A 25,489-nucleotide genomic window follows, 5' to 3' on the forward strand; every position below is an offset into this window, starting at 1 on the left:
CATGGATTCGACCGCGTGAGGCGCTCATGCTCAGCCTGCCTTCCGGGTGAGGCTGACGCCCATCGGCACGACCGAGGCGGCGAAGGCCACGTCGTGGGCCAGGTCCAGGCGCAGCGGGGCGAACCCGGCCTGGCGGATCGAGGAGTCCAGGCGGCGGCCGGCCTCGGCTGCCCGGACCGTCTTGGGCACCGTGACCGTGGCCACCGCATAGGGCACGGTCAGGGAGTTGCCGCGGGCCAGCTTGGACTCCAGAGCACGCACCTTCTCGCTCTCGTCGACGTTCTTGGTGCGCTGCTTCATCCGTGCCGCGACCCGCAACGACTGCCCCAGGTCGGCACCGAACTCGCTGTTGGCCGACTGCCGGTCGGCACGGCCCGGCGGCACGAGTGGGTAGCAGACCATGAAGCTGCGCCGCTCCCCGTCCTCCCGTGCCGACAGGACGGGGGCCAGTGCCCCCATCGCGGCCCCCTTGACCGGCAGCTTGATCGTGCAGGAGACCGAGTTCCAGGCGTCGTGGGAGTAGTGCCGCACGGCCGCGTCGGCGCCGGAGGGGCCGGCCATCTCCCACGGCACACAGGTGTTCACGTCGTCGTCGGTCTGCGCGGCGGCCAGCGCGTCGATGATGGCGGCACGGTCACCCGGGGCGAACCCGGTCCGGCACGCATGGGCCAGCTGGGCACTGGTGAGCCACTCCACGCTCGAGACGCCCAGTCCCCCGCGCAGGTGGGACTCGACCTCGGCGACGGCTGCGTACATCGCTCTGGCGCGACCGTTGACGCCCCCGCCGTACTCCCGGGCCACCTTGCCCAGGCGCGACTCGGGCACCACGACGGTGACGTACTGCTCGGTGCGGACGGTCGCGGCGGTCAGCGACTCGTGCAGGTCGTCGTTGATGCGGCTGACCTGTACCGGGGCGGTGTTCGCGCGGTGGCGCCGCACCCAGTCGGCCCGCTCGGCGCCGTCCTCGGGGACGGTGCGGACCATGAAGATCACCTCGCAGGCCAGCTCGGCCCGGACGGCCGCGTCGAGCAGCTCGCTCAGACCCTGGCCGTAGACGTCCCGGTCCTCGAGCTCGGCCATGCCCAGCCCGGGGTGGATGATCGAGGCGGTCACGGCCCAGGTCCTGGTGGCGTGGTTCTGGATCAGGGCGACCCGACGGTGGTGGTGCCCGGTCGGTGGGCCTTCGTGGATGACGATGCTGGACAGGGCCCCCGGCAGGTCCACCTGCTCCTGCGGGAGTGCCTGCCCGGTGGCTGCCCGCGCCCGGAACCGGGTCCACCCGGCCAAGGCGCCGGCCGCCAGGGCCAGGGTGGCGAGGATCCACCCGGTCATCGACCGGCCCCTGACCGGCACGGCCACGAGAGCGAACAGCGCTGCCCACAGCAGCAGGGACAGGGCCGCCGAGGCCCAGTCCTGCTTGGAGATCGCCCAGGCGACAGGGAGGACCGCGGTGGCCAGGAGGGCGAGCTGCGGGCCGGTGAGGCCGAAGAACCACCCGATGCGGGCGCGGGTGTAGTCGCGGTAGACGGTCATCTTGGGGTCCTCCTGCGGGCGGGTTCGGTCGGTCGCTTCCTTAAGCGGGCCTGCGGCTGCCAGGGACTCATCACTTACCCGCACCGGCGGCCGCGGCTCCTGCCGCACCGGTTCCTGCAGCCCCGCTGGCCGCACCGCCACCGGTGGAGGGGGCGACCGGCCCGGCTCCGGTGCTCGGGCTGGTCTGCGCCGGGGGCGGTGCCTGCACCGCTGCCCCGCCGGTCTCACCGTTGCCGCCGCTGCTCGCGCCGGTGTCCTCGCCTCGTTGCTCGGGGTGGGTGAGGCGGTGCCGGTCCCCGGTGCGGCGGGTCGGCTGGAAGTCGGGGACGTAGGTGTTGTGCCCGGCCCCCATCTGGTTGGCCACGTCCGCGCCGACGGCCGCGCCCCGGGTGCCGGCGGACACCATGAGCCCGACCCCGACCCCGACCGCGGCGCCGATCCCACCGGCCACCGGTCCGATGGCGGACCCGCCCTTGGAAGCCAGGGAGCTCGTGGCTTGCGCGGCCCGCTGGTTGGCCTGCCCCTCCTGGGAGACCTCGCTGGCCGAGCGGCCGTGACTGTCCACGCTCGAGGCGGCGTTGGACGTTCGGGTCGCACGGCCGGCCAACCCGCGCAGCCCTCCCTGTGCTTCGTACCCGGCGCGCATGGCGGCCCCGGAGGAGGTGCCGGGGTCGACGAAGGCCAGGAGCTTGAACAGGGCGAGGGGGGAGAACGCGGCGATGCAGATCAGGAAGACCCCGGGGATGGCGGTGCCGATCGTCTTTGCCGGCCCGTCGGCCTCGCCTTCGATGATGCCGGTGGTCAACGAGGTGCCCAGGCCGAGTACCAGGGCGACCAGGACCGGGGTGAATGCGGCCGCGTGGAACCACCGGAACGATTTCCAGAACCAGGACCGGGAGAACCCGCTGGCCAGGCCGGCCGCGGCGATGGGGCCGGTGGCGACCAGCACCAGGAGGGCCCCGGCCCGGGTCAGCATGACCAGCAGGAACCCGATCGCGGCCAGCCACAGGACCAGGCCCATGAATCCCAGGACGGTGGCCAGCAGCGTGTCGGTGATGTCCTCTCCTGCGATGACGAACACCTCGGAGGGTTCCCAGTGGGCGAACAGCTCCACGCCGAACATGGCCCGCATCAGAGAACGGGTCAGGCCCTGCGCGGCGGCCAGGATCATCACGCAGTAACCGATCCAGCCGGCGAAGACGACCACGAACTGCGCGACCCCGACCGCGGCCTGGGCCAGGTCTGCGCCGTCGCGCCGCCACGCGGCCAGGCCCAGCTGGGCCATCGCCAGGATGAGGACCAGTGCCAGGGCCAGCCAGAACGTGGTCCGGTACACCTGCCCGGCGGGTCCGGCTGCGGTGACGTCGGGGGTGAGGATGGCGTCCACGAAGCCCAGGACGGTGCGCAGGAACCACAGTCCTGCGGACCAGATCCCCAGCATGATGGAGGTCCAGACGTCCGCGGCCAGCTCGCCGACGGCCTTGCCGGCCAGGTACTCGAACGGGTTCGGGATACCGAACATGAACAGACTCCCTCTCGTCCTACCGGTGGTTGTCGACCCAGGGGCGCCACCCGGCCCGGGCGGCCAGTTCGGTCCCGGGCCACGTCGAGGGTGCCGGGGAGACCGGGTAGGTCGGGTCGATCACCCAGCGGTCGCCGGTCCAGGTCATGGCCTCGCAGTGCCCGTAGGCGACGCGGGCCTCCTCCACGAGGTGTGCGTGCAGCTCCAGCAGGACGCAGACCACCGTCCAGTCCTGCCCGTCGCTGCCCTTGACCTGGCCGGCGGCCGGGACCGCGGTCACGACCAGGCCGCTCTCGGCGCTCTGGCCGCTCTGCTGGGCGGCGGTGAGGAAGTCGGTGACGTTGGCGGTCATCACCCAGCCGGCGGGGTCGGGCTCGCCGGTGGACCAGGTCCGGTAGATCTCGTGCGTGGCCGGGACGGACATGGCCTGGATGACGGCGACGTCGATCGCCGCCAGCTGGCCCACCGCTCCCTGCGGGGTCTGGGGGTACCCGGTCGGGATGTCCAGCGGACCGGTTGTCGTCGGCGAGGGGACGGCCAGGGGATCGGCGACGGTGGTGGCGACGTGGCCCTCGCGGTAGGCGCGTGGGTCGTCCACGGCCAGCATCTGCGCCTGCGCGATCTGCTCGCGCCGTGCCGGCCCGTCCTGGGCCAACGTGGTCTCCTCGAGCGCGACGGGCGCCGTTGCAGGCCCCTGCGAGGTAGGGGTCTCGGGCAGGCCGTCGTGGGCCAGGACCTGCCAGAGGAACAGGCCGAGGCCGACCAGCAGGGCTGTCCCGGCGGCGAGGGCGGCTGCCAGGATGGCCAGGAGCTTGCCCCGCCCCCACGCAGCGGGCGTGGTGGCCGTCATCTCAGACGCACCCCGAGCCCAACATCGCGTCGAGGATCCCCGGCAGGATCAGGTAGGCGATCACGGCGATGAAGACGATGACCAGGCCGATGATCCCGGCGGTGCTGGCGTGCGGCATACCGAACATCCGCCCGCCGGCGATGGCCCCGACCCCGATGATCAGGCCGAGGAAGAACAGGATGCCCACGCCCCACAGGACGTAGCCGAGGATGGTGTCGACGTGGACCTGCGCGCCGGGGGGCGCCTGGGGGCAGACGGCGGCGACCACCGTGGCGGCGTGCAGGCCGGCGTCGGAGAGGTTAGCGAACATGCTGGATGGTTCCCTTCTGGTGGTGGACAGGACTGCTGACCAGCTGCAGGAGCTGGGTGATCGTGGTGGCGGCGCTCAGCACGCCCTCTGGCAGGGGTGAGGTGTCCAGGCCCCGGACGGCCAGCCCGGGGTCGTGCGGCACCTCGACGAGGGTCTCCTCGAGCAGGGTTCGGGTGCGGGTGCCGATGTCGCCGGTCACCTCTCGGGGCCACCGACGGCGGCGTGGCCCCCGGACGGCCACGGCTACCTGTCCGGGGGCCGGGTCGAGGTCGTGCAGCACTGCCTCGAGCCGGCGCAGACCGGGGACGGTGGCGGTGGTGACCAGCACGAGGCGGTCGGCGTCGAGCACGCTCGAGCGGACCCATCCGGCGCAGCGCAGGAGGGTGCCTGTGGGCCATCCGGCGTCGAGGACGTTCAGGGCCAGCTCGTGGTGCGGGTCCTGGTCGGGGACCGGGATCTCCTCGGGTGAGGCGGACCCGTCAAGCAGCCGGTCCAGGACCAGCAGGTCGCGGTGGCCACGCACCCACCCCGACCCGGTCTCCCCCAGCTCGGCGGTGGCGAACCCGGTCAGGCCGCTCGTCCCGGCCGGACCGGCCTCGACCACCCGCACCGCGAGCTCGAGCGCGGTCGCGACCGCCGCCGCGACCGTGGTGGCCCCGGCCGACCCGTGGCAGCCCAGGACGGGCAGCACGGGCACGCCAGGGTTCCAGTGGACGCCCTCGCCCGCTCCGTCCTTGGGTGCGTGCATGCGGCGCGACGGCAGGTCGGTGGACCCGGGTCGGAACCGGCCGTCCTGAACGGCGTGCCAGGCGCGCCGCAGCTCGGCGACGCTGATCACGGTCACGGCTTGTCACCGTCACCGAGGAGATGGCGTCGGCGGGTGATGGCCGCCCGGACTTGTTCAGGGGGCAGATGCCGCAGAGCGGCGCGGGCTGACTCCACCGCGCGCAGGTGCTCCACGCAGGCGTCCAGCAGGTCTGCCAGCCGGTACGGCCCGTCAGCGGACACCTGGAGCAGCCGCTCGACGTCAGCCTCGCCGTCTGAATCTCTCACCATGACTCCCAAAGCGGGGCGGTGGACCGTTGGGTCTCACGCGGCGCGGACATCGCGGGCGTAGGTCTGCCGCAGAGCGCGCAGCGCTCTGTCGGCCTGGCGTGCCACCGAGGCACGGGACACGCCCCGCTCCCGGGCCACGTCGGTGGAGGTGGTCCGTGCGAGCAGCCCACCGCGGCCGCGGCCGGCCCGGGGCGTGTCCGCGGCCTGCGCCAGGTGCAGCAGCAGGCGGACGTCGTCACGGCTCACGACGCCACCGGTGACGGCCTCGTCCAGCAGGCGGCGCAGCAGGAAGGCGTCATCAGTGGCCCACACGTCCGGCGGGTGGCTGGTGCCGACCGGTGTTGCCGAGGCGAACCTCCCGACGCCGAGCGCGAGGTCCGCCGAGGGCACCTCGGTGCGGGACGCCCGCGCGTCCGCCGACAACCCCAGGTCGGTCATCACCCCCCGTCGTGCGTTCATCAGGACCGTCGCGGCCACCCGAACTCCTTTGGCCCAGCTGACGGTGCGTGCGCAGATCCACAGCTGGGCAGCCATGAGCTCGTCGACCCGTTCGCTCAACGGCATCAGGGCACGGGCGATCCCGACAGCGCCCGGGATCAGCAGCCACACCAACGCCGCGGCCGCGGCCGGGTCGTCCCCACCGTCCGCCGCCCCCAGCTCGGCCAGCGCCAGCAGCACCTCGTTCGCCTCCGCCGGGGTCGCCTGCCTGACCCAGCCCGGTAGATCCAGGAGGTCCTCACACACACCCAGCACCGGGTGGGTGTCCTGCCACTCGTGCCACCGACCCTGCGCGGAGACCAGCAGGTCCCCGTGCGGCTGCTCCAGACCAAGCTGCGTCGCCAGGGTCATCTCAAGCTCCTCTCGTCGTGCGATCACGACGAGAAAGGTCGCCAGAGGGCGCTCCCGGTTCCGTCTCTGCCAGGACCGATCCGGCGGGTGCCCCAAGGGGGAGACGCCACGAAACCGCAGGTCAGGCCGCGTCTCCGGACGTCTCTGGAAAAGTTTGTGCTGACCCCTTGCCAACTGCCCGCAACCCGACCCCGGACGTGCCCGGGTCCTCATTCCGGGGCATAGAGCAACCCCCACGCGAGGGGGGAGACTCTGGGGAGAGTTGCGTGGGGGTTGCTGCCGGTGGGGTTCGCTGGTTTAGACGGCTTCCTTCCTGTCCTCCAGCCAGCCGTGGCGATCCAGGATCCGCTGGGTGCGTTCGGGCAGGTCGCCCGGCGGGAGGTCGGGGTCGTCGGTGCGGTTGCAGACGTCGGTCTGCAGCAGGCGGACCGCTTCGGCCGTGTTGCCCTCCCGGGCGGTGACCGCGACCAGGTCCAGCGTGGGGATCTCCTCCTCCGGTGCGGCGAGGAGGGCGATCTCCGCCGCTGCCCGTGCCCCGGCCAGGTCGCCGGTCTGCAGGTCGTGGGTGGCGACGATGTGGGCGACGTCGACCACCGCGCAGGTCATGTGGTGGTCGAGCCGGTCCCCCTCGAACAGCCAGCCCCAGCCGCCGCGGCGAAGCTGGTCGAAGGGGCGTCCCTGCACCAGGCGCAGCGCAGCCTTGAGATCCTCGATGCCCTCGGTGCCGCCGCGGGCCACGGCCCGGGTGCGGAGCCGGCGGAAGAGGTCGACGTCGACCAGCAGCCCGAGCACCTGGTAGACGTTCACGCCGCGGGCGCGGGTGGCGGGGGCCTCCTGGGCGTGCGGGATGTGCAGCTGCCCGGTGACCGGGTCGGTGCCGAGCCAGTCACGGCAGCGGCCGATGTAGTCGCGGGTCCTGGCCTCGGTGATCCCGAACGCCTCCGCCGTCTGCGCGGTCGTGACCCCGTGCGGGTGCACCGCCAGGTAGGCCAGCAGCTCGGTCATGTACCCCTTGCGCTCGGCCAGCGGTTTGCCCCACGCCTTGGCCTTGACCGGGCCCAGGAGGGTGAGCCGGGGGACGCGGACAGCCGGGTCCCACCAGGCGGCCAGGTCCGCGTCCAGGGTCGGGTCGGCCTGCAGCACCTGGCGGGCGACGTCGGGCTCCACCCGCGGGGCCAGCGTCGAGAGGTCCTGCGCGGTGGTGGCCGCCTCCTGCTCGTAGACCTCATCCCCCTCGGGCAGCAGCGTCGCCAGGTCCTGGTGGTCGACGGCCGCCTCCCGCCCGGTGCTGTGCTCAGGGCGGATGGCACCGGCCTGGTCGCTCCAGCCCCGCCGGTCCTCCTGGTACTCATCGCTGTCGGGGGTGGCTGCCGGCATCGGCACGTCGGGCTCGGCGTGCGACTGGGCCAGCAGCGCCGCGCACCCGGCCGCCTCGTCTGCGGTCAGGCCCACGCCGACCAGGTCCAGGCCCGCGGCGGGGATGCGGACCCGCCCGTCGGCGGTGGCTTCGATGTGCATCGCGGTGTCGGTGGGGGTGCCGCTGCGCACGACCAGACAGGCGCCCGTGCTCCCGGCGTGCTGGGCCAGCAGGTGGCGCAGCTGGTCGGTGGCCGCAGGCGCCGCACCGTCGGTGCTGAGCAGGACCATCCGGGCCGGCCAGGTGTCCTCACCGTCCTGGCGCACCCGGGCGGTGGGCACGTCCCTGGTCCCCACCCGGTCGATCACGCCGACTACCTCGGCGACCAGGTCCTCGAGCGCGCCGTCGTCGGCGACGCTCACCCGGGCCGGGTTCATCGCAGCGACCTCGGAGGCGATTCCGACGCAGTCGAGCCGCACCCCGGCCGACCACGGGTTCACCGCGACCTCCGCAGCCAGGTAGCGGGCCAGGTCGTCCACGTACTCGGCCTGGCCGGTCAGGGCCACCTCCAGGTCCTCCAGGTTCAGCAGCCAGGCCGACCCGTCGTCCCCGGCGCCGACGCAGACCAGCAGCGGGAACGGTGCAGGAGCGTCCTGCTCGAGCGGGCCGATCTGTTCCACCGCGGTGCCCGCGGGCAGGAACCAGTGCTGGCCGTCCCCGGTGTCCTGCCACGGGGCGCTCAGGTCGGCCGGTCGCCACAGGTGCAGCCACAGGCCGTCACCGGCCAGCTGCACGGCCGCCACGGCCGGGACGGGAGCCCCGGTGGTGGCGCACGCCCCACCGAGGCGGCGCAGGGCCTGGTCCAGCTGCTCCAGGGTGTGAGCCGCCGACCGGCCGCGGGTCTGGATCGTCTTCTCCACGGGGGCCAGGAGCGGGTCGGGCGGGGCGAGGGCCCGGCCGGGGCGGCGGGTCCGGAACCGGGAACGGCGGCGCAGGGTCAGGGCGAGGAACAGCGCCCCTCCCAGCAGGGCACCGGACCCGACGATGCCCTCCAGCAGCCACGCCGAAGGGGCGTCATCCTCGAGGTCTCCCCCAGCGTCTCTGCCGTCCCCGCCAACGTCTCTGCCGTCCCCGCCAACGTCTCTGCCGTCCCCGCCAACGTCTCTGCCGTCCCCGGCAGCGTCCCCGTCGACGCCACGACCGAGGTCTCCGTCTGTGTCCGGTCCGGCGTCAACGGCGCTGTCGTCGATCGAGGTGGCGCCCGCGGCGGCACCCAGGGTGATACCCGACCGGGCGGCCGCGCCACCTGCCGGGCTCGCCTCGACCTGCTGCTCCGGCTCGGCTGCGTCGGGGGTGTCTGGTTGGGTCGCCGGGGCAGTGCCGGCGTCGACGGCGGTCCGCGCGCCCGCGGTGGTGGGCGCCGGCCGTTCCTGGCCTCCGGCTGCCTCGGGCAGGTCCAGGCGCCAGCCTGGATAGATCAGGTCGGGGTCGCTCAGGCGTCGCCCGTCCGGCTGGACGGTGCCGGTGGAGGCCTCGTAGATCTCGGGCCACCGGGTGGCCTGGCCCAGGTGCTCGGCAGCCAGGCCGCTGAGGGTGTCGCCGGTCTGCACGACCACGTCCTGCTCCTGAGCGGCCTGCTCACCGGTGCCTGCCCCGGCCCCGGGCGCGGGGAGCTGCAGCACCATGCCGGGGGTGACCCAGTCGGCACCACCGGCCAGGCGCTCCGGGTTGAGGTCGACGATGCGGTGGTAGTCGTGCCCGGAGCCCAGGTGCTGGGCAGCGATGGACCACAGCGTGTCCCCCGGGCGCACCACGTAGGCACGGGTGGGTTCCTGCTCGGTGGTGGCTGCAGCGGTCGTCGTCACCGGGGCGGGGCCGGTGTCGGCCCCGGCCGTCACCGGGACAGAAGCAACCGCCGGCGCGGTGACCGGGGCGGGTGCCGCTGAGGCCTCCGGAACGACCCCGCCGGGGGCGGCGATGAACAGGGCCAACGCGGCGAGGACCAAGGGCCGCATCCCCGACTGGGGCAGGGACAGGGCCGGCAGCCTCGGAGCTCGGACGCCACGCAGGGCCGAGACGGCCTCGACGACGATGCTCAGGCTCAGGGCGGCCCAGACCACCCAGCCGAGGAGCTTGGCCCCGGTCAGGGCCAGGGTGCCGTCGTCTGGGGTCAGCAGGGCGTCGCGGACCTGGTCCAGGCTGGGGAGGGTCTCCGGCAGCGGATTTCCGCCGAGGGCCAGCAGCAGGGCGGGCAGACCCACCAGGATGCCGGCCAGGACGACCAGGGCGCCCAGTCCGATGAGGCGTTGACGGACTTTCATTGCTCCACTCCTCCCACGGATCGGGTGATCCGTGCCTCTGCCGTGCCGGTCGCGCTCAGGCTGGGTACGCCGACGATCGACAGGAACTTGGTCGGGTAGACCGAGGTGACGTCGACGCTGATGCTGGCCGGGCCGGTCACGGACGCCGAACCGGCGACTCCGGCGCTGGCCAGGTACGCCTGCGCGGCCGCCGCCGCCTGGCCGGGGTCGGCTACCGCCCCCAGGCCGCGGACCCCGGTGGGCGTCTGCAGCTGCTGGCCCCCGACGCGGGCGGCCTCACGGGCGGTCGCGCGGGCCTCCTGCATGGCGTGCAGGTGACCGGAGACGTCCACCGCCAGCCCGACCATGATCAGGAACGAGGCCGCGATGACGATGACGAACACCCCCACCGAACCGCGCTCTGTCTGCTCCCGCTGGCCAGCCCTCACCCTTTTTTGGGTCACCGCGTTCATCCCTGCCTCGAGCGGTAGGTGTCGATCGGGGAGGACATGGTGGCCTCCAGGGTGCGGTTGCCGGGGATTCCTGGGAAGGCCAGGTCGGACATGTCGACCTGGCACGACACGGTCGCGGTGACCAGCCCGGGTGTGCCGGGCTCCTGGCCGAAGGCGCTGGTGTCCACCGACACCGACTGGGTCACGCAGCGCACGTCCTGGTTGGTCAGGGAGGCCGACGCTGCCCCGGTCGCGGAGCCGGACGCCTCCCCGGCCGAGCGGGCGATCGAGGCGGCCCGGGCCGCCTCGGCGGCCGCGGCCTGGACGGACTGCTGAGCCAGGGCGTACCGGCCGGCGAAGAACACCGCCAGGACGAAGAACAGCAGGACCGGGCCCAGGATCACCATCTCCACTGAGACCGACCCCCGGTCACGCCCGGACCTGCGCGCGCGGATCATCCGGTGATCCTCTCGGTCGGGAAGCTGGCCGACTGGGCGACCGAGGGGTTCAGGAAGGGGACCAGGCTCTGCGCCTGGCCGGTGACGGTCACTGTCGCGGTCGTGGCCGACCGCGACCCGGTGACGGCCGGGTCGAGCACCACGCCGTCGCCGGCGTCGGCGATGAACGACGATGCTGCGGAGATGCCGGCGCCGGCCGAGGAGCTCTCGGCGGCGGCGACGCGGGCACCCTCGGTGGCCGCGCCCAGGGCGACCGCGCGGGCGTGGAACCACAGGCCGCCCTGGACCATCGCGAAGAGCAGCAGGAAGACCAGCGGCAGCAGGACGACGACCTCCACCGAGCTCGAACCACGGTCCCGGGGGGTGGCACGCAGAACACGCGCCACCCCCCGGGGCCGCAGGCCGAGCCCGGCGCTCATCAGCTCAGGCCACCCAGCTTGCCGGTCGCCCAGGCGGTCAGCAGGCCCACGATCAGAGTGGCCAGGGCGAACAGGCCCAGGGCGATGACGACTGTCTCCACCGAGATCGACCCCCGCTCACCGCGGGCGATGATCTCCTGGCGCAGACGCTGCGGGTAGGCCGCGACCTGGGTGCTGTAGTGAAAAGTGGACTTCTTCATGGGTTCTCCCCTTCGTGACGGTGCGGATGGTTCATGGGTCGTTGGGCGGGTGTCCTGGCGGCGGCTCTGTGGTGGTGTCGTGTCGATCAGCTCCCCACCATGCGCAGGACCTGGGGGGTGATGAGGATGAGCAGGAAGATCATCCCGAGCAGGGTCATCGGCAGGGTCATCCGTTCGCTGACCTCGTTGGCGCGGGTCTTCTGCGCGGACAGGATCGCCGAGCGCATGCTGGCCGCCCGGGCCTTCAGCTGGGGGTAGACACGTCCACCTTCCTCACCGGAGAGGCGCATGATGTCGGCGAGCTCGTGCAGGTCGGGCATGTCGATCTCGTTGCCCAGGTGCCGCAGCGCGTCCCAGGGGGTGATCCCCGACCAGCGGGTGCGTGCCAGCTCCTCCCGCATCCGGCGGAAGACCCAGGAGTCGCCGACCGCGGCCGCGGCCTCCATCGCCTGTCTCGGGCCGGACCCGGACGCCATCTCCAGGGCGACCAGGTCGACGAACGCGCCCAGGGAACGGGCGAACTCGACCCGGGCGTCGCGGGCGTCGGTGACCACGTTGTAGGTCGGGACGAACCACAGCGCCACGGTCAGCACGAGGGTGGCCAGGACCGGGACGTACACCGGGATGGAGAAGGAGAACATGGCCGCGGCGGACAGGACGGGCCCGGCGACCAGGCCGATGAAGGCGTACAGGATCTTCTCGCCGTAGAACCGCGACGGGCTCATCCCCAGCACGGCCAGGTCGGCGGGCGCCACCCTGCCCCACAGACTGGCCGGCAGGTGCCGGGCACCCCAGGCACCGAGTACGTCGCGCACGTCGCGGTCCTCGTCGACACCCTTGACTCGGGGCCGGGTGAGGGCCCGGGCCGCGTCCTGGGCCTCCCGGGCGCCGGTCGGGGAGAGCCGGGCCAGCGCCTGCTCCAGGTCGGGGTGGGAGGGGACCAGCTGGAACAGCACCAGGGCCAGGCCGGCCCCGACGAGCCCGCCGGCGGCCAGCAGCAGCTGCAGCGCGGTCATGCCGCACGCTCCCGCACGGAGGTGCCGATGAAGCGCGGCATCGGCTTGCCGCGGGCCATCGTCCGCAGCCAGATCAGCATCCCGACGTACAGGGCCAGGAAGGAGCCGAGCAGCACCTGCCCGATCGGGCTCCCGTAGGGGGCGATGTAGTTTCCGGACAGGGACAGGAAGACCAGGACCGACAGGGTGATGCCGGTGATCAGACGGGCGTTGGCCCGCGGCTTGGCCCGGTCGGACTCGATCTCCCGCCGGGCACGCACGTCCTCACCTACGGACTGCGCCAGCGCGCCCAGCACCGTGGCCAGGCCGCCGCCGCGGCGGCGGGCCCCCAGGGCCAGGTTGGCGGCGATCAGGTCCCCGGTCGGGTCGTCCAGGTCGTCGGCGAAGGCCCGCAGCGCGTCCTCGGTCCTCCACCGGGCCCGCAACCGGCCCGCCAGGCGGGTCACCTCCGGCTTGATCGGCTCAGGCGTGGAGCGCAGAGACCGCAGCAGCGCCTGCTCCAGCCCGACCCCTGCCCCCAGGGTGCCGGCCACGGTCCGCACCCACTCCTCCATCGCCTCCAGCCGCGCCACCTCCCGCTGCGCGGGGGGTGCGGCCAGCAGCACCGGGATACCGGCCAGGGCCAGCGGGGCGATGACCACGGCGATCACCCACCCGGTCAGCACCGCGACCAGGACACCGATGCCCAGACCGATGCCTGCCAGCATCCGGGTCCGCGGGCTCAACCGGGCACGCCGGGTGCCGGCCCGGCGTGGCCGGGCCGGTGGGACGGGCCGGGCTACCAGCCCGGCGACCAGTGCGAGCAGCCCACCGGCGACCAGCGCACCGGAGACAGCGACGAGCAGGGTGCTCATGCACCGGTCCCTTCCTGTGCTTCGGTGAAGCCGGCCAGGTCGAAACCGAACCGGGTCAGGTCGCGGTAGTCGTCGGGCAGGACGTACGGCCGTGCGGTCGCCGAGCCGGGGTCGGCCTTGAACACGTGCGTGACCGCGTAGCCGGTCTGCTCCTCCCCCAGGGCGACGGCGATGATCTCGGACACGAACCGGGACACCTGCGCGCTCCCGTCGGGCGCCGGCAGGGTCTCCTTCGTGACGTGGACGACGACGTCGACACCGGAGGCGACCGCGCGGAGGGCGAAGTCGTGGGTCGCGTGCTGCCCCGATTCCATGACACAGGTCACCAGCTTCTCCACCGCACCGACCGCATGGGCCGCGTGGGTGGTGGAGATGGACCCCGACCCCGACTGCATGGCCTTGAGCATCGCCGCGGCCTCCGGGCCGCGGACCTCGCCGACGATCTGCCGGTTCAGGTTCATCCGGAAGCTGCCGTGCAGCGCCTGGTCCAGCGTGTACTCCCCCGCCCGTGACCCGTCCGGGCCGACCTCACCCGACCCGGGCCGGGCCTCCCAGGCGAACACGTACGGATGCCGCTCGGGCATCTGGTGCAGGTGCAGCTCGTGCTCGGTCTCGAAGGTGCCGATGACCTCATACCGGGGGATCTCGTTGCACAGCGCCCGCACCATCGTGGTCTTGCCGGCGCCCTGCGCGCCGGAGACCACGATCGACCGGCCGGAGCGGACCACCGCGGCCAGGAACGAGGCGGCGACCGGGGTCAGCGCGCCCAGGTCGACCAGGTCCTGCAGGGACACCTGCGTCATCCGGTGGCGGCGGATCACCACCTGCGGCCGGGGCGTCACCCACGCCTGCGCCGCCAGGCGGGCACCACCGTCGAGGCGCAGGTGCAGCTCGGGGTGGGACCGGGAGAACGGGCGGGCGTTGACCTCCGAGCGGGATGCCACGAAGGCCAGGAAGTCCACCAGCTCCTGGTCGGAGTCGGCCACCGGCGGGGACGTGACCTGCCGGCCACCGGTGAGCTCCACGGTGACCTGGTCGTGGCCGAAGATCATGATGTTCTCCACCTGCGGGTCATCGACCAGCGGCTGCAGGCGTCCCAGCCCGAACACCGCGTCGAACACGGCCCGGGCCAGGTCGTGCTGCTCCTCGATGTCCCAGGCCTCGGTCCCGGCACGCAGGCGCTCGGTGGCCTCCTGCCCCAGCAGTTCGGTGATGATCGCCCGTCCCCGCTCCTGCTGGGCACCCCGGTCCTCCTCCCCGGTGGGGGTCCCTTCCTGGGACAGGCGGTCCGCGGTCTGCTGCCGCAGGCTGGCGACCAGCTCCCAGTCCAGGCCGTCCTGGGACCGGCCGTGCCAGCCCGACCGACCCGCGTCCCGGGTCTGTAGCGGCACGACGTTGTCGCCCCGCCCCGGCTCCGGCACGGGTGCAGCACCACGTGCCGGGGGGTGGCTGGACTGCTCGTCCGTGCCCTGGTTCAGGGTGAATCCCCCGCGTCGGCGGCCCCGGGAGGATCCGCGGGTGCTGCCCCCAGTGGTGGGCGGGGTAGTGAACAGTGGCAGCCCGGTCGGGTCGGAGCTGGCTGTCTCCTCGGGCTGCTCTGCGTGGTTCTCGATGCTCACGACGACACCTCGCTCAGGTCGTGGGTGTTGCTCGCGATCCGTTTCCGGGCGGCTTCGTCGAGGTGCCGCAGGCCGGCCACGAGCTGGCTCGAGCCCAGTCGTCGCACCGGGGTGCCGGCGGAGAACGCGGCAGCGGCCCTGGGGTCCCAAGCCACGGACCCCAGGACCGGGGGCCGCCCGCCGCACGCCGGGGCCAGGACCTTGCCGACCTCGGCCTCGCTGTAGGGCCGACCGGGTCCGACGAGCACCACGCCCAGCGACGTCGCCCCACCGACCTCCTCGAGCTCGGTGTGCAGGGTGGCCAGCCACGACCGCAGGGCGGACAACGAGACCAGGTCGGAGCGGCACACCACCAGGGCCAGGTCGGCCCCGTGCAGCAACGGCGTGGGCGACCCGGTCAGGCCCAGCCGCCCCACGTCGACGATGACGTCCTGCCCCGTGCCCTCCAACGCCTTGAACGCGGCCAGCAACGGCTCCCACAGGCCGACCAGTGCCCGGGCCTGGGCGTGCGAGCGGGTACCCGGCAGAAGCTCCACCGCAGAGTCGGGCAGGGACATGGTCAGGGACGGCAGCGCCGACCGCAGCCGGCCCTGCTGCTGGGCCGTCCACAGCTCCAGCAGCGCGTCCGGGGGCACCAACTGCCCGCGCAGGTACCCGGCCAGCATGGATGCCCCGCCGGTGGGGTCGGCGTCCACCAGGACGGTGGGCCGCCCCCGGGACAGCGCCCACCCCAGGGCGGTCGTCGTCACACCCGGGGAACCGGAGGCCGACGTCAGCGTGATGACCGCCATCTCAGCCGCCCTCCCGGCTGTCCAGCACCAGCGCGGCCCGACCCGCGGAGGCCCATTGCGCAATCTGTGCCGCGTCCTGCTCCGGGACCAGGACCGAGACCACCGTCTGCGGGGACTCCAGGGAGGCGGTCACGCCGACCACCTCGGCCGCGAAGACGGTGTCTGCGGACTCGAACGCCGCCGGGTCCCCGGCCTGGCCGGGTGTGCCCACCACCCGCACCCGGTCCCCCACCATCAACGGTTCGCCGGGCATCAGCCCGGACGTCAGCGCCAGACCCACCACGGACTCACCTGCCCCGGGGACGACCTGCGCAGCGGCCGCGTCGGGGGTCAGCAGCGCCCCGGCGGACAGGTCGCGGGCAGCACGCTGGCCGACGAAGGAGTCCAGGTCGCCGGCGGGGACGAGCTGCAGGGCCGGGTCCGGGGTCACCTGGACCGTCATCAGGTCCGCTGCGGTGATCGTCTCCCCCCGCATCACCGTGTCCCGCACCGCCACCGCACTCGTGGCGTCGGTGTTGGACAGGTAGACCCACACGGCCAGCAGGGCGCCCGTCACCACCAGGCCCAGACCCACCAGAGCCAGCAACGGACGGCGACGCAGCTTCGGTGGTGCCGCCACCGCGGTCGTCCCCGTCGTGGGTGGTGTGGGCGGATACGGCAAGGACCCTCCGGCGCCGCCCTGCCCGTCGGTCGCGCTGAACTTCTTTGCCATGTGCGTCTCTTCCCGTCTCGACCTTGCTGACTTGTGCGAGGCATCCTTTGCCCGAAGGGCTCGCTGCGCGCCCGCTGGCGCCTTACTGGCTCAGCACCTGCGCCTCCCCCATCACGATCTGGCCGTCTTGGATCAGCTCCATCTCGATGGTTCCCGACTGGTCCAGCCCGGCCCAGCTGATGACCCAGTACGAGGTGGCCGAGATCGGGTAGTGGCCCTGCTCGGTGTACCGGTGTCCGCAGTCCGGGCTGTCCATGGCACCGAAGCGGTCCTCGTACGGGGTGCCCGGGGTGGCGCAGACCACCGAGGTCCCATCCCCCATGTCCCACACGATCTGCTCGACGCGGCCGGTGGCCGTGACCGTGTACCCACCGGCCGAGGCCGACCGCGTTATCGGCCCCACGGTGTCTGCCGAAGGTGTCTCTGCCCACATCCAGGTCGGCAGGCCGAGGAGGCCGATCCGGCCCGGCCCGTCCTCGGGCACGATCCCGATGCTGACCGCCTTGAGGTTCATCGCCGCGACCGCCTGGTAAGCCAGTACCAGGGGGTTGGGCAAGTCTTCCCATGGCGGGCCGGCTGACCACACCTGGTCCTCCAGACTCGGGTCTAGGGACGGGTCCCCAAGCCAGATGCCGCGGTCGTAGATCGCGCCCTCGGCGTTGCCCTCCCACACCGGGTCACTGCGGGGTGGCTGGGGGTCCGCAAGGCGCGCGTAGGCGTTCCACCCCTGGACCCAGTGCCACCCTCCCGGCAGTTCGCAGGGCACCTCCTGGTCCTTGATCGTCTCGGTGCAGGCGATCTCCCCCGGCGGCACCCCTCCCCCGCCGCCTTCCTCAGGCGGGTCCACGGGTCCAGGGTCGGGAGCCCCCGGTTGGCCGGGCCCCTCGATGATGATGATGCACGTCCCCAAGCTCGGGTCGTACACCTCGCCAGGGCCGCACTCGACCGGTGGCGCACTCAGCAGCCCTCCCGCAGAACCGGCAACCGCGACCTGGGCCGGGGCAGCACCCAGGGCCAGGACAGCCAGCCACACTCCCCCCGTCAGTCGTCGCATGCCTCGTACTCCAACGGATCATCGGTGACGAACAGCTCAGGACTGCCCGCGTCGGGACGGACCACGTAGGTGATCTGCTGGCGGTCACCGAGCTCGCCCCGGTCGGGCTTGACGTCGTTGAACTTCACCTCCGACCAGTCCAGGCAGGCGGTGACCTCGTACTCCTCCCCCTCGCTGATCGTCTCCACCCCGGTGATGGTCACCTTCGTGTCACCGGACTGGATCATTCCCTCTTTGCGGGCCATCTGAAGGTTGGAGACCCACTGCGCGACCGCCTGGCCGCGGGCGACCCTGGCCAGCTCGCCGACCTCAAGCTCCGGGTCTTGACGAGTCCTGTCGATCATCGCCCAGGCTTCTTCGACGGCCTCGGCGGCGTTCAGCTGGCCCTGGTCATCGAGCTCGGCGGCGGTGGGACCGGCCGCGGTGGTCTGCACCGCGTCATCGTCTGGCGGCGCCTGCCTCGTCACGGCGCTTTGGTCAGCGGTGGTGGGCGCCGGTGCGCGGCTCTCGTCGACGGGCTCGTCGGTGCAGCCGGCCAGTGCAAACGTCCCGGCAGCAAGCCAGCCCATCAGTCTGACCCGAGTGCTCGCCATGTCCTGTTTCCTTCCACACCTACCAAAGCGCCCGACCTGCGGTCTGGGTCTCACGTCCGCACAAGTTGGCACATTACCGCTAGTTCCCGGCGGTCAGCTGCCGCTTTCAACGACCTGTGGATAACGCGAAGCAGCACGCTGGGCTCCCCTCCAGGACTCTGGTGATCTCGAGCCTAGGGGCCGAACCCAGCCGCGGCGAGCGTTCTTACCAAACCTTTACCAAGGCCGGCGACACGGTGCCTCCTATGGTCGAGACCGCGCGCCAGCACGACTGCGAGCCATCGTCAGCAGCTCCTCAACCCGTGCGGGACCGACGTCCAGGGCATTAGCTAGGGCACGAATGGCATCCGCGCCTGGCGCTCTCACGAAGTCTCCGCTCTCCCACCGTCGCAGGGTCGACGACGACGTGCCGGCGGCTACGGCGAGCTCTCTTAGGCTCATCCCTCGGACGACTCGCAACTCTCGTAGCGTCATGGCCTCAACATCGCCTCGCCGCAGGAGGTCGACTGGTTCCACCCCCAGAGCCCGAGCAATGCGCAGCAGTGTGCCCGGCCTCGGCACCGCAAGGCCCCTCTCCCACGCCGAAACCGCAGCAGCCCCCTGAACGCCCACCATCACAGAGAGTGTGTGCTGCGTCCATCCCTTGCGTAGTCGCAGATCGCGCAGACGATGAACGTCCAGCGGTACCCTCGCGTACGCCTTGCCGTCCACCCCTGACTCCGACCGGTCCACGGTAGCAATATAGAGGTGGCTGCGCCCCGCCTGCCGCCCTCCATTGAGACCCTGGTCTGCCCTCTCCGCTTAGGGGTGCATGAGCAAGCGACGCATTGACACGACTACCAAGCGGCGGTTCGAGTCCCTCTCCGAGGCAGCCGAACGGACAGGCCTGAGCACCTACACCCTGCGCCGCAGAATCGCGGAGGGGAAACTACCCGCCTACCGCAGCGGGCGACGCGTCATCCGGGTCGAACCCGACGATGTCGACAAGCTTCTGACGCGTATCCCCACTGCCAGCTGGCACAGCTAGAGGTCGATCTCCTTGCTCAACCGCTCGGTCAGCGCCCTGTCCCGCTGGGCGGTCGCATGTTGGTACCGCAGCGCTACTGTCACGTCGGTGTGGCCACCCCGGTGCAACAACTCGGCCAGAGTCGCGCCTTGGACCGCGTACGCGCTCAGGCCCGTGTGCCGCAGGTTGTGGAAGTGGAAGCCTGGGCGACCTGCGCTGTCGCGAGCTTCGCGCCAGTAACGGTCCAGCGTCGACTGGCTGACTCGATTCCCGCGCGGACCACATACGACTGCCGCAATCGGCTCGGCCCCGGTGTACGCGCTCAGGTGCGCCGTCAACGCCGGCAGCAGTGCGGCGGGTATGGCTATGCTCCGTGTGCTTCCAGCCTTGGGCGGGGTCAGCGCCTTGGCCTGGCTGTTCCATTGACGTCGGATGTGTAGCGTCGCCCTGTCCGGGTTGTCAAGGCGCTCCAGGTCCCGCCGCTGCAGCCCCAGGACTTCCCCCATGCGCAGTGCGCACCACGCGGCCAGCGGCACCGCGATCCGGAGATGATCTGGCATCGCCTCCCCAAGCGCCCTCACCTCCTCAGCGCTGGCGACGTCGCCCTGCTCGTCCTCCGGGCGGACCCGGCGGTGCTTCGGCGCCTCTGGGAACGTGAACGCTTCCAGTCCACCGGCACGGGACTTCACAGCGGCGTTGATGCACGAACGGAGGACTATGGCCGCGTTGGGCGCGATGCCGTTCGTGCGCGCACCCTTGTGCCTCTTGCTGGGCAACGCGGCGAGAGCAGCCAGGTGCTCGGCCACCAGCTCGGTGGTCAGGTCGACGAGCCGCACCTCCCCGAGCTGGGGAACAACGTGGTTCTTGAGAACCGACCGGTAGGCGACCACCGTCCCTTGAGACCTGTCCGGGTTGGCCTCCAGGGCGGCCAGCCACTTCTCGGACCACCGTCGCAGCGTCATGCCCTCGGCCTCGGCTCGCACTTCGTCAGCCTTGCGCGCGGCTCGGCGCTCGGCCGGCGGCACGAAGAGGCCCCGTGCGACGTCGGCGCGAGCGATGTCCAGTGCGGCACGGGCATCGATGAGCGTCTCAAACACACCGAGCGCGTGCGTCGTGCCCTCGTGGTGCAACCTGACCCGGTAGCGGCCCCGGTACAGGGTGATGCCCCTGGGCAGTCTGGACTCCTTCGTGGGCAAGCTAGCCACCTCCGCAGGTCGGTGCCTCGTGACAACCCTGTGACAAATCGGGTGCCCGAACGAGCCTACGTCTGCCCACATCTGCTCAACAAGCCAAGGCCCCGGATTCCGCACCGTTGCGCGGAATCGGGGGCCTGACCTGCTGTGACGTGAATCACGTCATTCCTCTACGGGTGAGTGACGGGACTTGAACCCGCGACATCCGCGACCACAACGCGGCGCTCTACCTGCTGAGCTACACCCACCATGCCGACCTGCACGCCCGAGGGCGCGTGGACAACGCGGACCATCGTACCCGAGAGGTGCCGGACCGCAGAATCGTCCGGATCAGTCGCCTCCCCGGTCCTTCGGACCGCCGTTCTTACCGGCCTCGGACCGCTGCGTCGCGGCCTCCATCCGCAGCTGGCGCGCCTGTCGCACCACCTCTGCCTCCTTGGCGGCCTTCCTCTTCGTGCCCTTGACGTCGCGCGGCGGGAGCTGGATCTCCTTCTCGGCCGGAAGGCCGGCGGCGAGCTCGCGCCCACGCTCCAGCTCGGCGTCCAGCTCGGCACCGAGGACCAGGACGTTGTTGATGATGAAGATCATCAGCAGCAGGATGATCACACCACCGATGGCGCCGTAGGTGGCGTTGTAGCTGTCCTCCCCGCCGAAGCCGGTGAGGTAGATGAAGAACCCGCCCGCGGCGACGATCGAGACGATCACCGCGAGGGCCGAGCCGGGGCTGAGCCAGCGGAACTTCGGCTGCCGCACGTTGGGCGTGCCCCAGTAGAGCAGCGCCACGATGCCCATGAGCACGAGCAGGATGAACGGCCACTTGGCCCAGTTCCAGACGGCGGTGGCCACCCCGGAGAGCCCGACGAACCCGAAGATCAGCTCGGACAGTCTGCCGGAGAGGGTGACGGACAGGATGATCACCATGAGCCCGATGACGACCAGCAGGGTCAGCGCGAGCAGCCAGGGGCGCAGCTTCCAGATCGGCCGCCCCTCCTCGATGTTGTAGACCTTGTTCATCATCCGGCTGAAGGCGTTGACGTAGTTGGACGCGGACCAGAACGCGCCGAGCAGGCCGACGACCAGCAGGATGCCCGCGCCGCCGGACTCGGCCATGCTGTCGAGGTAGCCGGTGATCGTCTCGATCGTGCTCTCCTCCAGGCCGAGGTCCCGCCCGAGGTCGCCGACCGCCTGCTTCGTCGCCCCGCCCTGCCCCAGGAAGGCCAGCGAGGTCGACAGTGCCAGCAGCATCGGGGCCAGCGACATGATCGAGAAGTAGGTGAGCGCGGCACCCAGGTCGGGCCCGCCGTCCCTGCCGAACTCCGACACGGTGCGCTTGAGCACCGACTTCCAGTGCCTCGCCGGAAGGTCGGTGGGGCTGTCGGGTCCACGCTCGACGGTCTGGGGGTGCACGGTCTCACTCACGCGGCCAGTCAATCATGGGTATGCAGCAAGGGGCAGGTCTGCTCGACCTGCCCCTTGCTGATGGTGCGCCCACAGGGACTCGAACCCCGAACCCGCTGGTTAAGAGCCAGCTGCTCTGCCAATTGAGCTATAGGCGCGACAGCGGACAACTCTAACCTGCCTCGCGCCCGGCATCCAAATCCTCGACGGCGAGGGTCGCCGCGCGGGGAGGACGCCGCATACGCGAGGATGGGGAGCATGCGCGCACTGGTGAAGCCCGCTCCCGGGCCAGGACTGGAGCTGACCGACGTCCCCGAGCCCGAACCAGGACTCGGAGAGGTCAAGATCCGGGTGCTGCGGGCCGGGCTGTGCGGCACCGACCTGCACATCGAGGCCTGGGACGACTGGGCCGCCTCGATGCTGAAGCCACCGCTGGTGGTGGGGCACGAGTTCTACGGCGAGATCGTCGCGCTCGGCGAGGGCGTCCCCACCGACGAGCGCTACGGGCTGCACGTCGGCGACCGGGTCTCGGTCGAGGGCCACGTGGTGTGCGGCCACTGCCGCAACTGTCGGGCGGGGCGCCGGCACATGTGCGTCAACACCTCCAACCTGGGCGTCAACCGGGACGGCTGCTTCGCCGACCACGTGGTGGTGCCGCACAGCAACGTGTGGGTCCAGCCCGACCTCATCGACCCAGACCTGGGCGCGGTCTTCGACCCGCTGGGCAACGCCGTGCACACGGCCCTGTCCTTCCCGCTGGAGGGTGAGGACGTGCTCATCACCGGGGCCGGCCCGATCGGGCTCATGGCCACCGCCGTGGTCCGGCACGCGGGGGCGCGGCACGTCGTGGTCACCGACCTGTCCGACGCACGGCTGGAGCAGGCGGTGGCGTCCGGCGCCGACGTGGTCGTCAACGTGGGGCGCGAGCGGATCCGCCAGGCGCAGGAGCGGCTCGGGATGACCGAGGGCTTCGACGTGGTGCTGGAGATGTCGGGCAGCCCGCGCGCGATGCCCGAGCTGATCGACAACTGCACGCACGGCGCGAAGGTGGCGATGCTCGGGCTCCCGGCGGAGCCGTTCGCGATCGACTGGGGCAAGGTGATCACGCACATGATCACGCTCAAGGGCATCTACGGCCGGGAGATGTACGAGACCTGGTACAAGATGACCGCGATGCTGCAGACCTCCGAGCTGCTGCGCGACCGGGTCCGGTCGGTCATCACCCACCGCTACCCTGCCGAGCAGTGGCAGGAGGCCTTCGACGCGGCCCGCTCCGGCCAGGTCGGCAAGGTCATCATGGACTGGAGCTGAGGAGACCAACATGTATGGAGTCAAGGACCAGCTGCGTGCCGAGCTCGACCAGATCGAGGCCGACGGGCTGACCAAGAACGAGCGGCTGATCACCACGCCGCAGTCCGCGCACATCGGCACCACCCAGGGGGACGCCCTCAACTTCTGCGCCAACAACTACCTGGGCCTGGCCAACCATCCGCAGGTCGTCGACGCCGCGCGGGAGGCCCTGGACGAGTGGGGCTTCGGGATGGCCTCGGTCCGCTTCATCTGCGGCACGCAGACCCAGCACCGCGACCTGGAGCGGGCGATCGCCGACTTCGTCGGGACGCAGGACGCCATCCTCTTCCCCTCCTGCTTCGACGCCAACGGCGCGATCTTCGAGGTGCTGCTCGGCGCCGAGGACGCGGTGATCTCCGACGAGCTCAACCACGCCTCGATCATCGACGGCGTCCGGCTGTCCAAGGCCCGGCGCTTCCGCTACCACAACCGCGACATGGACGACCTGCGCTCCCAGCTGGAGGCCGCCCGGGAGGGGGACGCCCGCCGGGTGATGATCGTCACCGACGGCGCGTTCTCGATGGACGGCTACCTGGCGCCGCTGGAGCAGATCTGCGACCTCGCCGAGGAGTTCGGCGCGATGGTCGTGGTCGACGACTCGCACGCGACCGGCTTCGTCGGCGAGCACGGCCGCGGCTCGCACGAGGCGTGCGGGGTCCTGGACCGCGTCGACATCCTGACCGGCACGCTGGGCAAGGCGCTCGGCGGCGGCTCGGGCGGCTTCGTCGCGGGCCCGCAGGAGGTCGTGGACCTGCTCAAGCAGCGCGGCCGGCCCTACCTGTTCTCCAACGCGGTCGCCCCGGCGGTGGTCGCCGGTTCGGCCAAGGCGCTCGAGCTGGCCCGCGACTCCGACGAGCCGCGCCGGGTGCTGCGCCGCAACGCCGAGCTCTTCCGCTCCCTGATGTCCGAGGCCGGCTTCGAGCTGCTGCCGGGCGAGCACCCGATCGTCCCCGTGATGTTCCCCGGCGAGGACGGCGCCCGCAAGGCCTCGCAGGTCGCCGACGCGATGCTCGGGCGCGGCGTCTACGTGATCGCCTTCTCCTTCCCGGTCGTCCCCAAGGGCCAGGCCCGCATCCGGGTGCAGCTCTCGGCCGCCCACTCCGAGGACGACGTGCGCGCCTGCGTCGAGGCGTTCAGGGCCGCACGGGACGAGGTCGGCTGACCTCCGTCCGCGCTGCTCTTGCCCCCGCCAGGACGGTCGGGAGACCCGCGGCCGTGCGGTATAGTTGACGTGCCGATCAAGGGTTTCGCGCGCCGGGTGGCTGGGACGGCGCGCACCGCACGAAAGGTGTGCCCGCCCTGTCGCCCGTCCAGTCCTACCGGCGCCTGTTCGCCCTGACCGGTCCCCTCTACGTCCTCGTGGCCTTCGTCGGCCGCATCCCGCTGGCGATGTCCCAGATCGCCTCGCTCCTGGCCGTCACGGCCGCGACCGGCTCCTACGCCGCCGGCGGCGCGACCGCCGGTGCGCTGGCCGTGGCCAACGCGATCTTCGCCCCGGTCGCGGGGGCGCTGAGCGACCGGCTCGGCCAGCGCCCCGTCCTGCTCGTGCAGAGCGTCGTCGGCACCGTCGGCCTGGCCGCCCTCGCCGCCCTGACCGTGCTGCACGACCCCGGCCAGCCCTGGTGGCCACTTCCCCTGGTCGCCGCTCTGGGCGGCGCTTTCGTCCCGCAGGTCGGCACCATGGCCCGCGTGCGCTGGCGCCCGATCAGTCGGCGCCGCAGCGACGAGGACCCGCGGATGATCGACGCCGCGTTCTCCTACGAGGGCGCCGCGGACGAGGCCTCCTTCGTCCTGGGCCCGGCGCTCGTCGGCGTCATCGCCGCGGTCGCGGACCCGGTCGCCTCCCTCGTCGTCGCCGCCCTGCTCCTCGGATCGTTCGGCACCTGGTTCGCCCTGCACCCGACCGGCGCGCTCGTCGGACCCGCCCCCGCCGGCACGGGCGCGGTCGCACGGCTGCTCACGCCGGCCCTGGTCATCCTCGCCGCCACCCAGCTCTCCGTCGGCATGGTCTTCGGCTCGGTCCAGACCGGCACCTCGGTGCTGGCCACCCAGGCAGGCGTCCCCGGGATGACCGGCCTGCTGCACGCCCTTCTCGGCGTCGGCAGCGTGCTGGCCGGCCTCGCGGTCGTGGCCGTGCCCGAGACCTTCACCCACGAGCGTCGCCTGCGGCTGTTCACCGCCGCGCTGCTGCTCCTGGCCCTGCCGCTGCTGCTCGTCGACTCGCTCACCGGCCTCACCCTGGCCCTCCTCGGCCTGGGCCTGGCGGTCGCGCCGACGATGATCACCACCTTCGCGCTCGCCGAGCGGATCACCCCGCTGCGCCGCGTGGGCGCCGCGATGACGCTGCTCGCCGCCGCCACCGGTGCCGGGTATGCCGTGGGCGCCGCCGTCGCGGGTCAGCTCGCCGACGTCGGCGGTCACCGGCCGGCGTTCGCGGTCACGATCGCCGCGACCGCGCTCGCGCTCACCCTCGCTCTCTCCGGGGCTCGCACCCTGCGGAGGGCGGCAGCAGCCGCCCGTGGGCACCCGCTCGCCCCGGAGCCGGGCGAGCAGCTGCCGGAGTCGGAGGCCCTCGAGCCGGTCGGCTGACCCGCCTC

26 protein-coding genes and 2 tRNA genes are annotated in these 25,489 nt (G+C 72.0%); 4 read left to right on the forward strand and 24 right to left on the reverse strand.

Going from position 1 to position 25,489, the window contains the following annotated elements; genetic code table 11:
• Positions 1 to 30 precede the first annotated feature (30 nt).
• The 20 genes from DV701_RS07605 to DV701_RS19355 form a co-directional block, all read right to left on the reverse strand.
• Positions 31 to 1,533, reverse strand: coding sequence for an SCO6880 family protein (locus DV701_RS07605; RefSeq protein WP_114927775.1), 1,503 nt, complete (start codon positions 1,531 to 1,533; stop codon positions 31 to 33).
• 70 nt (positions 1,534 to 1,603) lie between these two features.
• Positions 1,604 to 3,055: a type IV secretion system protein gene (locus DV701_RS18200; RefSeq protein WP_162802897.1), complete on the reverse strand. Its 1,452-nt coding sequence runs from the start codon at positions 3,053 to 3,055 to the stop codon at positions 1,604 to 1,606.
• 19 nt (positions 3,056 to 3,074) lie between these two features.
• Positions 3,075 to 3,905: a hypothetical protein gene (locus DV701_RS07615; RefSeq protein ID WP_114927776.1), complete on the reverse strand. Its 831-nt coding sequence runs from the start codon at positions 3,903 to 3,905 to the stop codon at positions 3,075 to 3,077.
• A gap of 1 nt (position 3,906) precedes the next feature.
• Positions 3,907 to 4,215, reverse strand: coding sequence for a hypothetical protein (locus DV701_RS18205; RefSeq protein ID WP_162802898.1), 309 nt, complete (start codon positions 4,213 to 4,215; stop codon positions 3,907 to 3,909).
• Entirely contained in the window at positions 4,205 to 5,059 is an 855-nt protein-coding gene (locus tag DV701_RS07625) for a hypothetical protein (protein ID WP_114927778.1), read from the reverse strand. Before DV701_RS07625 ends, DV701_RS18205 begins: the two co-directional genes overlap by 11 nt.
• Positions 5,056 to 5,268: a hypothetical protein gene (locus tag DV701_RS07630; protein ID WP_162802899.1), complete on the reverse strand. Its 213-nt coding sequence runs from the start codon at positions 5,266 to 5,268 to the stop codon at positions 5,056 to 5,058. The genes DV701_RS07625 and DV701_RS07630 overlap by 4 nt, the downstream gene beginning before the upstream one ends.
• A 36-nt stretch (positions 5,269 to 5,304) precedes the next feature.
• The gene (locus DV701_RS07635) at positions 5,305 to 6,120 is read right to left on the reverse strand and encodes a hypothetical protein (protein ID WP_114927780.1); all 816 of its coding nucleotides are present in this window, start codon (positions 6,118 to 6,120) and stop codon (positions 5,305 to 5,307) included.
• Between the two features lie 297 nt (positions 6,121 to 6,417).
• Complete coding sequence (locus tag DV701_RS07640; RefSeq protein WP_114927781.1) at positions 6,418 to 9,798, reverse strand: LysM peptidoglycan-binding domain-containing protein; 3,381 nt, start codon at positions 9,796 to 9,798, stop codon at positions 6,418 to 6,420.
• Positions 9,795 to 10,250 carry a pilus assembly protein gene (locus tag DV701_RS07645; RefSeq protein ID WP_228255275.1) on the reverse strand — a complete coding sequence of 152 codons (456 nt, stop codon included), beginning with the start codon at positions 10,248 to 10,250 and terminating at the stop codon, positions 9,795 to 9,797. Before DV701_RS07645 ends, DV701_RS07640 begins: the two co-directional genes overlap by 4 nt.
• Positions 10,247 to 10,687 (reverse strand): TadE/TadG family type IV pilus assembly protein, encoded by a 441-nt coding sequence (locus DV701_RS07650; RefSeq protein ID WP_114927782.1) that lies wholly within the window; start codon positions 10,685 to 10,687, stop codon positions 10,247 to 10,249. Before DV701_RS07650 ends, DV701_RS07645 begins: the two co-directional genes overlap by 4 nt.
• Positions 10,684 to 11,106, reverse strand: a complete 423-nt coding sequence (locus tag DV701_RS07655; RefSeq protein ID WP_114927783.1) for a TadE/TadG family type IV pilus assembly protein — start codon at positions 11,104 to 11,106, stop codon at positions 10,684 to 10,686. The genes DV701_RS07650 and DV701_RS07655 overlap by 4 nt, the downstream gene beginning before the upstream one ends.
• On the reverse strand, positions 11,106 to 11,306 hold the full coding sequence (locus tag DV701_RS07660; protein ID WP_114927784.1) for a hypothetical protein: 201 nt from the start codon (positions 11,304 to 11,306) through the stop codon (positions 11,106 to 11,108). Before DV701_RS07660 ends, DV701_RS07655 begins: the two co-directional genes overlap by 1 nt.
• 86 nt (positions 11,307 to 11,392) lie before the next feature.
• Positions 11,393 to 12,322: a type II secretion system F family protein gene (locus DV701_RS19120; RefSeq protein WP_114927785.1), complete on the reverse strand. Its 930-nt coding sequence runs from the start codon at positions 12,320 to 12,322 to the stop codon at positions 11,393 to 11,395.
• Positions 12,319 to 13,176, reverse strand: coding sequence for a type II secretion system F family protein (locus DV701_RS07670; protein ID WP_114927786.1), 858 nt, complete (start codon positions 13,174 to 13,176; stop codon positions 12,319 to 12,321). Before DV701_RS07670 ends, DV701_RS19120 begins: the two co-directional genes overlap by 4 nt.
• Entirely contained in the window at positions 13,173 to 14,795 is a 1,623-nt protein-coding gene (locus tag DV701_RS07675; protein WP_228255276.1) for a CpaF family protein, read from the reverse strand. The genes DV701_RS07670 and DV701_RS07675 overlap by 4 nt, the downstream gene beginning before the upstream one ends.
• On the reverse strand, positions 14,792 to 15,586 hold the full coding sequence (locus tag DV701_RS07680; RefSeq protein WP_114927787.1) for a ParA family protein: 795 nt from the start codon (positions 15,584 to 15,586) through the stop codon (positions 14,792 to 14,794). Before DV701_RS07680 ends, DV701_RS07675 begins: the two co-directional genes overlap by 4 nt.
• A 1-nt stretch (position 15,587) precedes the next feature.
• Complete coding sequence (locus DV701_RS07685; protein ID WP_162802900.1) at positions 15,588 to 16,298, reverse strand: SAF domain-containing protein; 711 nt, start codon at positions 16,296 to 16,298, stop codon at positions 15,588 to 15,590.
• 82 nt (positions 16,299 to 16,380) lie between these two features.
• Positions 16,381 to 17,145 (reverse strand): hypothetical protein, encoded by a 765-nt coding sequence (locus DV701_RS07690; protein ID WP_162802901.1) that lies wholly within the window; start codon positions 17,143 to 17,145, stop codon positions 16,381 to 16,383.
• 194 nt (positions 17,146 to 17,339) lie between these two features.
• Positions 17,340 to 17,999, reverse strand: coding sequence for a hypothetical protein (locus DV701_RS07695; RefSeq protein ID WP_162802902.1), 660 nt, complete (start codon positions 17,997 to 17,999; stop codon positions 17,340 to 17,342).
• 189 nt (positions 18,000 to 18,188) lie between these two features.
• Positions 18,189 to 18,677 carry a helix-turn-helix domain-containing protein gene (locus DV701_RS19355; protein ID WP_114927791.1) on the reverse strand — a complete coding sequence of 163 codons (489 nt, stop codon included), beginning with the start codon at positions 18,675 to 18,677 and terminating at the stop codon, positions 18,189 to 18,191.
• A 79-nt stretch (positions 18,678 to 18,756) separates the two neighbouring features.
• Between DV701_RS19355 and DV701_RS07705 the strand changes: the two genes are divergently transcribed.
• A complete protein-coding gene (locus tag DV701_RS07705; RefSeq protein ID WP_114927792.1) occupies positions 18,757 to 18,972 on the forward strand; it encodes a helix-turn-helix domain-containing protein in 216 nt (71 codons plus the stop codon).
• Here the strand turns inward: DV701_RS07705 and DV701_RS07710 are convergent.
• The 4 genes from DV701_RS07710 to DV701_RS07725 form a co-directional block, all read right to left on the reverse strand.
• On the reverse strand, positions 18,969 to 20,147 hold the full coding sequence (locus DV701_RS07710; protein ID WP_162802903.1) for a tyrosine-type recombinase/integrase: 1,179 nt from the start codon (positions 20,145 to 20,147) through the stop codon (positions 18,969 to 18,971). The genes DV701_RS07705 and DV701_RS07710 overlap by 4 nt on opposite strands.
• 172 nt (positions 20,148 to 20,319) lie before the next feature.
• Positions 20,320 to 20,392: transfer RNA gene (locus tag DV701_RS07715), tRNA-His, on the reverse strand.
• Between the two features lie 82 nt (positions 20,393 to 20,474).
• On the reverse strand, positions 20,475 to 21,563 hold the full coding sequence (locus tag DV701_RS07720) for a YihY/virulence factor BrkB family protein (RefSeq protein ID WP_228255277.1): 1,089 nt from the start codon (positions 21,561 to 21,563) through the stop codon (positions 20,475 to 20,477).
• A 61-nt stretch (positions 21,564 to 21,624) separates the two neighbouring features.
• Positions 21,625 to 21,700, reverse strand: a tRNA-Lys gene (locus DV701_RS07725).
• Positions 21,701 to 21,800: 100 nt separating this feature from the next.
• On the opposite strand from DV701_RS07725, the gene tdh reads away from it, so the two are divergent.
• From tdh to DV701_RS07740, 3 genes are all read left to right on the forward strand, one after another.
• Positions 21,801 to 22,853 carry an L-threonine 3-dehydrogenase gene (tdh, locus tag DV701_RS07730; protein ID WP_114927795.1) on the forward strand — a complete coding sequence of 351 codons (1,053 nt, stop codon included), beginning with the start codon at positions 21,801 to 21,803 and terminating at the stop codon, positions 22,851 to 22,853.
• Between the two features lie 10 nt (positions 22,854 to 22,863).
• Positions 22,864 to 24,054, forward strand: a complete 1,191-nt coding sequence (locus DV701_RS07735) for a glycine C-acetyltransferase (RefSeq protein ID WP_114927796.1) — start codon at positions 22,864 to 22,866, stop codon at positions 24,052 to 24,054.
• Between the two features lie 128 nt (positions 24,055 to 24,182).
• Positions 24,183 to 25,481, forward strand: coding sequence for an MFS transporter (locus DV701_RS07740; protein WP_114927797.1), 1,299 nt, complete (start codon positions 24,183 to 24,185; stop codon positions 25,479 to 25,481).
• Positions 25,482 to 25,489 lie beyond the last annotated feature (8 nt).

The organism is Ornithinimicrobium avium (assembly GCF_003351765.1).
Lineage (GTDB): Bacteria > Actinomycetota > Actinomycetes > Actinomycetales > Dermatophilaceae > Ornithinicoccus > Ornithinicoccus avius.

Excerpts from the sequence above, each read along its gene's own strand:
- DV701_RS07605 (WP_114927775.1), bottom strand. The coding sequence starts at position 1,533 with ATGACCGTCTACCGCGACTACACCCGCGCCCGCATCGGGTGGTTCTTC.
- DV701_RS18200 (WP_162802897.1), bottom strand. The coding sequence starts at position 3,055 with ATGTTCGGTATCCCGAACCCGTTCGAGTACCTGGCCGGCAAGGCCGTC.
- DV701_RS07615 (WP_114927776.1), bottom strand. The coding sequence starts at position 3,905 with ATGACGGCCACCACGCCCGCTGCGTGGGGGCGGGGCAAGCTCCTGGCC.
- DV701_RS18205 (WP_162802898.1), bottom strand. The coding sequence starts at position 4,215 with ATGTTCGCTAACCTCTCCGACGCCGGCCTGCACGCCGCCACGGTGGTC.
- DV701_RS07635 (WP_114927780.1), bottom strand. The coding sequence starts at position 6,120 with ATGACCCTGGCGACGCAGCTTGGTCTGGAGCAGCCGCACGGGGACCTG.
- DV701_RS07640 (WP_114927781.1), bottom strand. The coding sequence starts at position 9,798 with ATGAAAGTCCGTCAACGCCTCATCGGACTGGGCGCCCTGGTCGTCCTG.
- DV701_RS07645 (WP_228255275.1), bottom strand. The coding sequence starts at position 10,250 with ATGAACGCGGTGACCCAAAAAAGGGTGAGGGCTGGCCAGCGGGAGCAG.
- DV701_RS07650 (WP_114927782.1), bottom strand. The coding sequence starts at position 10,687 with ATGATCCGCGCGCGCAGGTCCGGGCGTGACCGGGGGTCGGTCTCAGTG.
- DV701_RS07655 (WP_114927783.1), bottom strand. The coding sequence starts at position 11,106 with ATGAGCGCCGGGCTCGGCCTGCGGCCCCGGGGGGTGGCGCGTGTTCTG.
- DV701_RS07660 (WP_114927784.1), bottom strand. The coding sequence starts at position 11,306 with ATGAAGAAGTCCACTTTTCACTACAGCACCCAGGTCGCGGCCTACCCG.
- DV701_RS19120 (WP_114927785.1), bottom strand. The coding sequence starts at position 12,322 with ATGACCGCGCTGCAGCTGCTGCTGGCCGCCGGCGGGCTCGTCGGGGCC.
- DV701_RS07670 (WP_114927786.1), bottom strand. The coding sequence starts at position 13,176 with ATGAGCACCCTGCTCGTCGCTGTCTCCGGTGCGCTGGTCGCCGGTGGG.
- DV701_RS07680 (WP_114927787.1), bottom strand. The coding sequence starts at position 15,586 with ATGGCGGTCATCACGCTGACGTCGGCCTCCGGTTCCCCGGGTGTGACG.
- DV701_RS07685 (WP_162802900.1), bottom strand. The coding sequence starts at position 16,298 with ATGGCAAAGAAGTTCAGCGCGACCGACGGGCAGGGCGGCGCCGGAGGG.
- DV701_RS07705 (WP_114927792.1), top strand. The coding sequence starts at position 18,757 with ATGAGCAAGCGACGCATTGACACGACTACCAAGCGGCGGTTCGAGTCC.
- tdh (WP_114927795.1), top strand. The coding sequence starts at position 21,801 with ATGCGCGCACTGGTGAAGCCCGCTCCCGGGCCAGGACTGGAGCTGACC.
- DV701_RS07735 (WP_114927796.1), top strand. The coding sequence starts at position 22,864 with ATGTATGGAGTCAAGGACCAGCTGCGTGCCGAGCTCGACCAGATCGAG.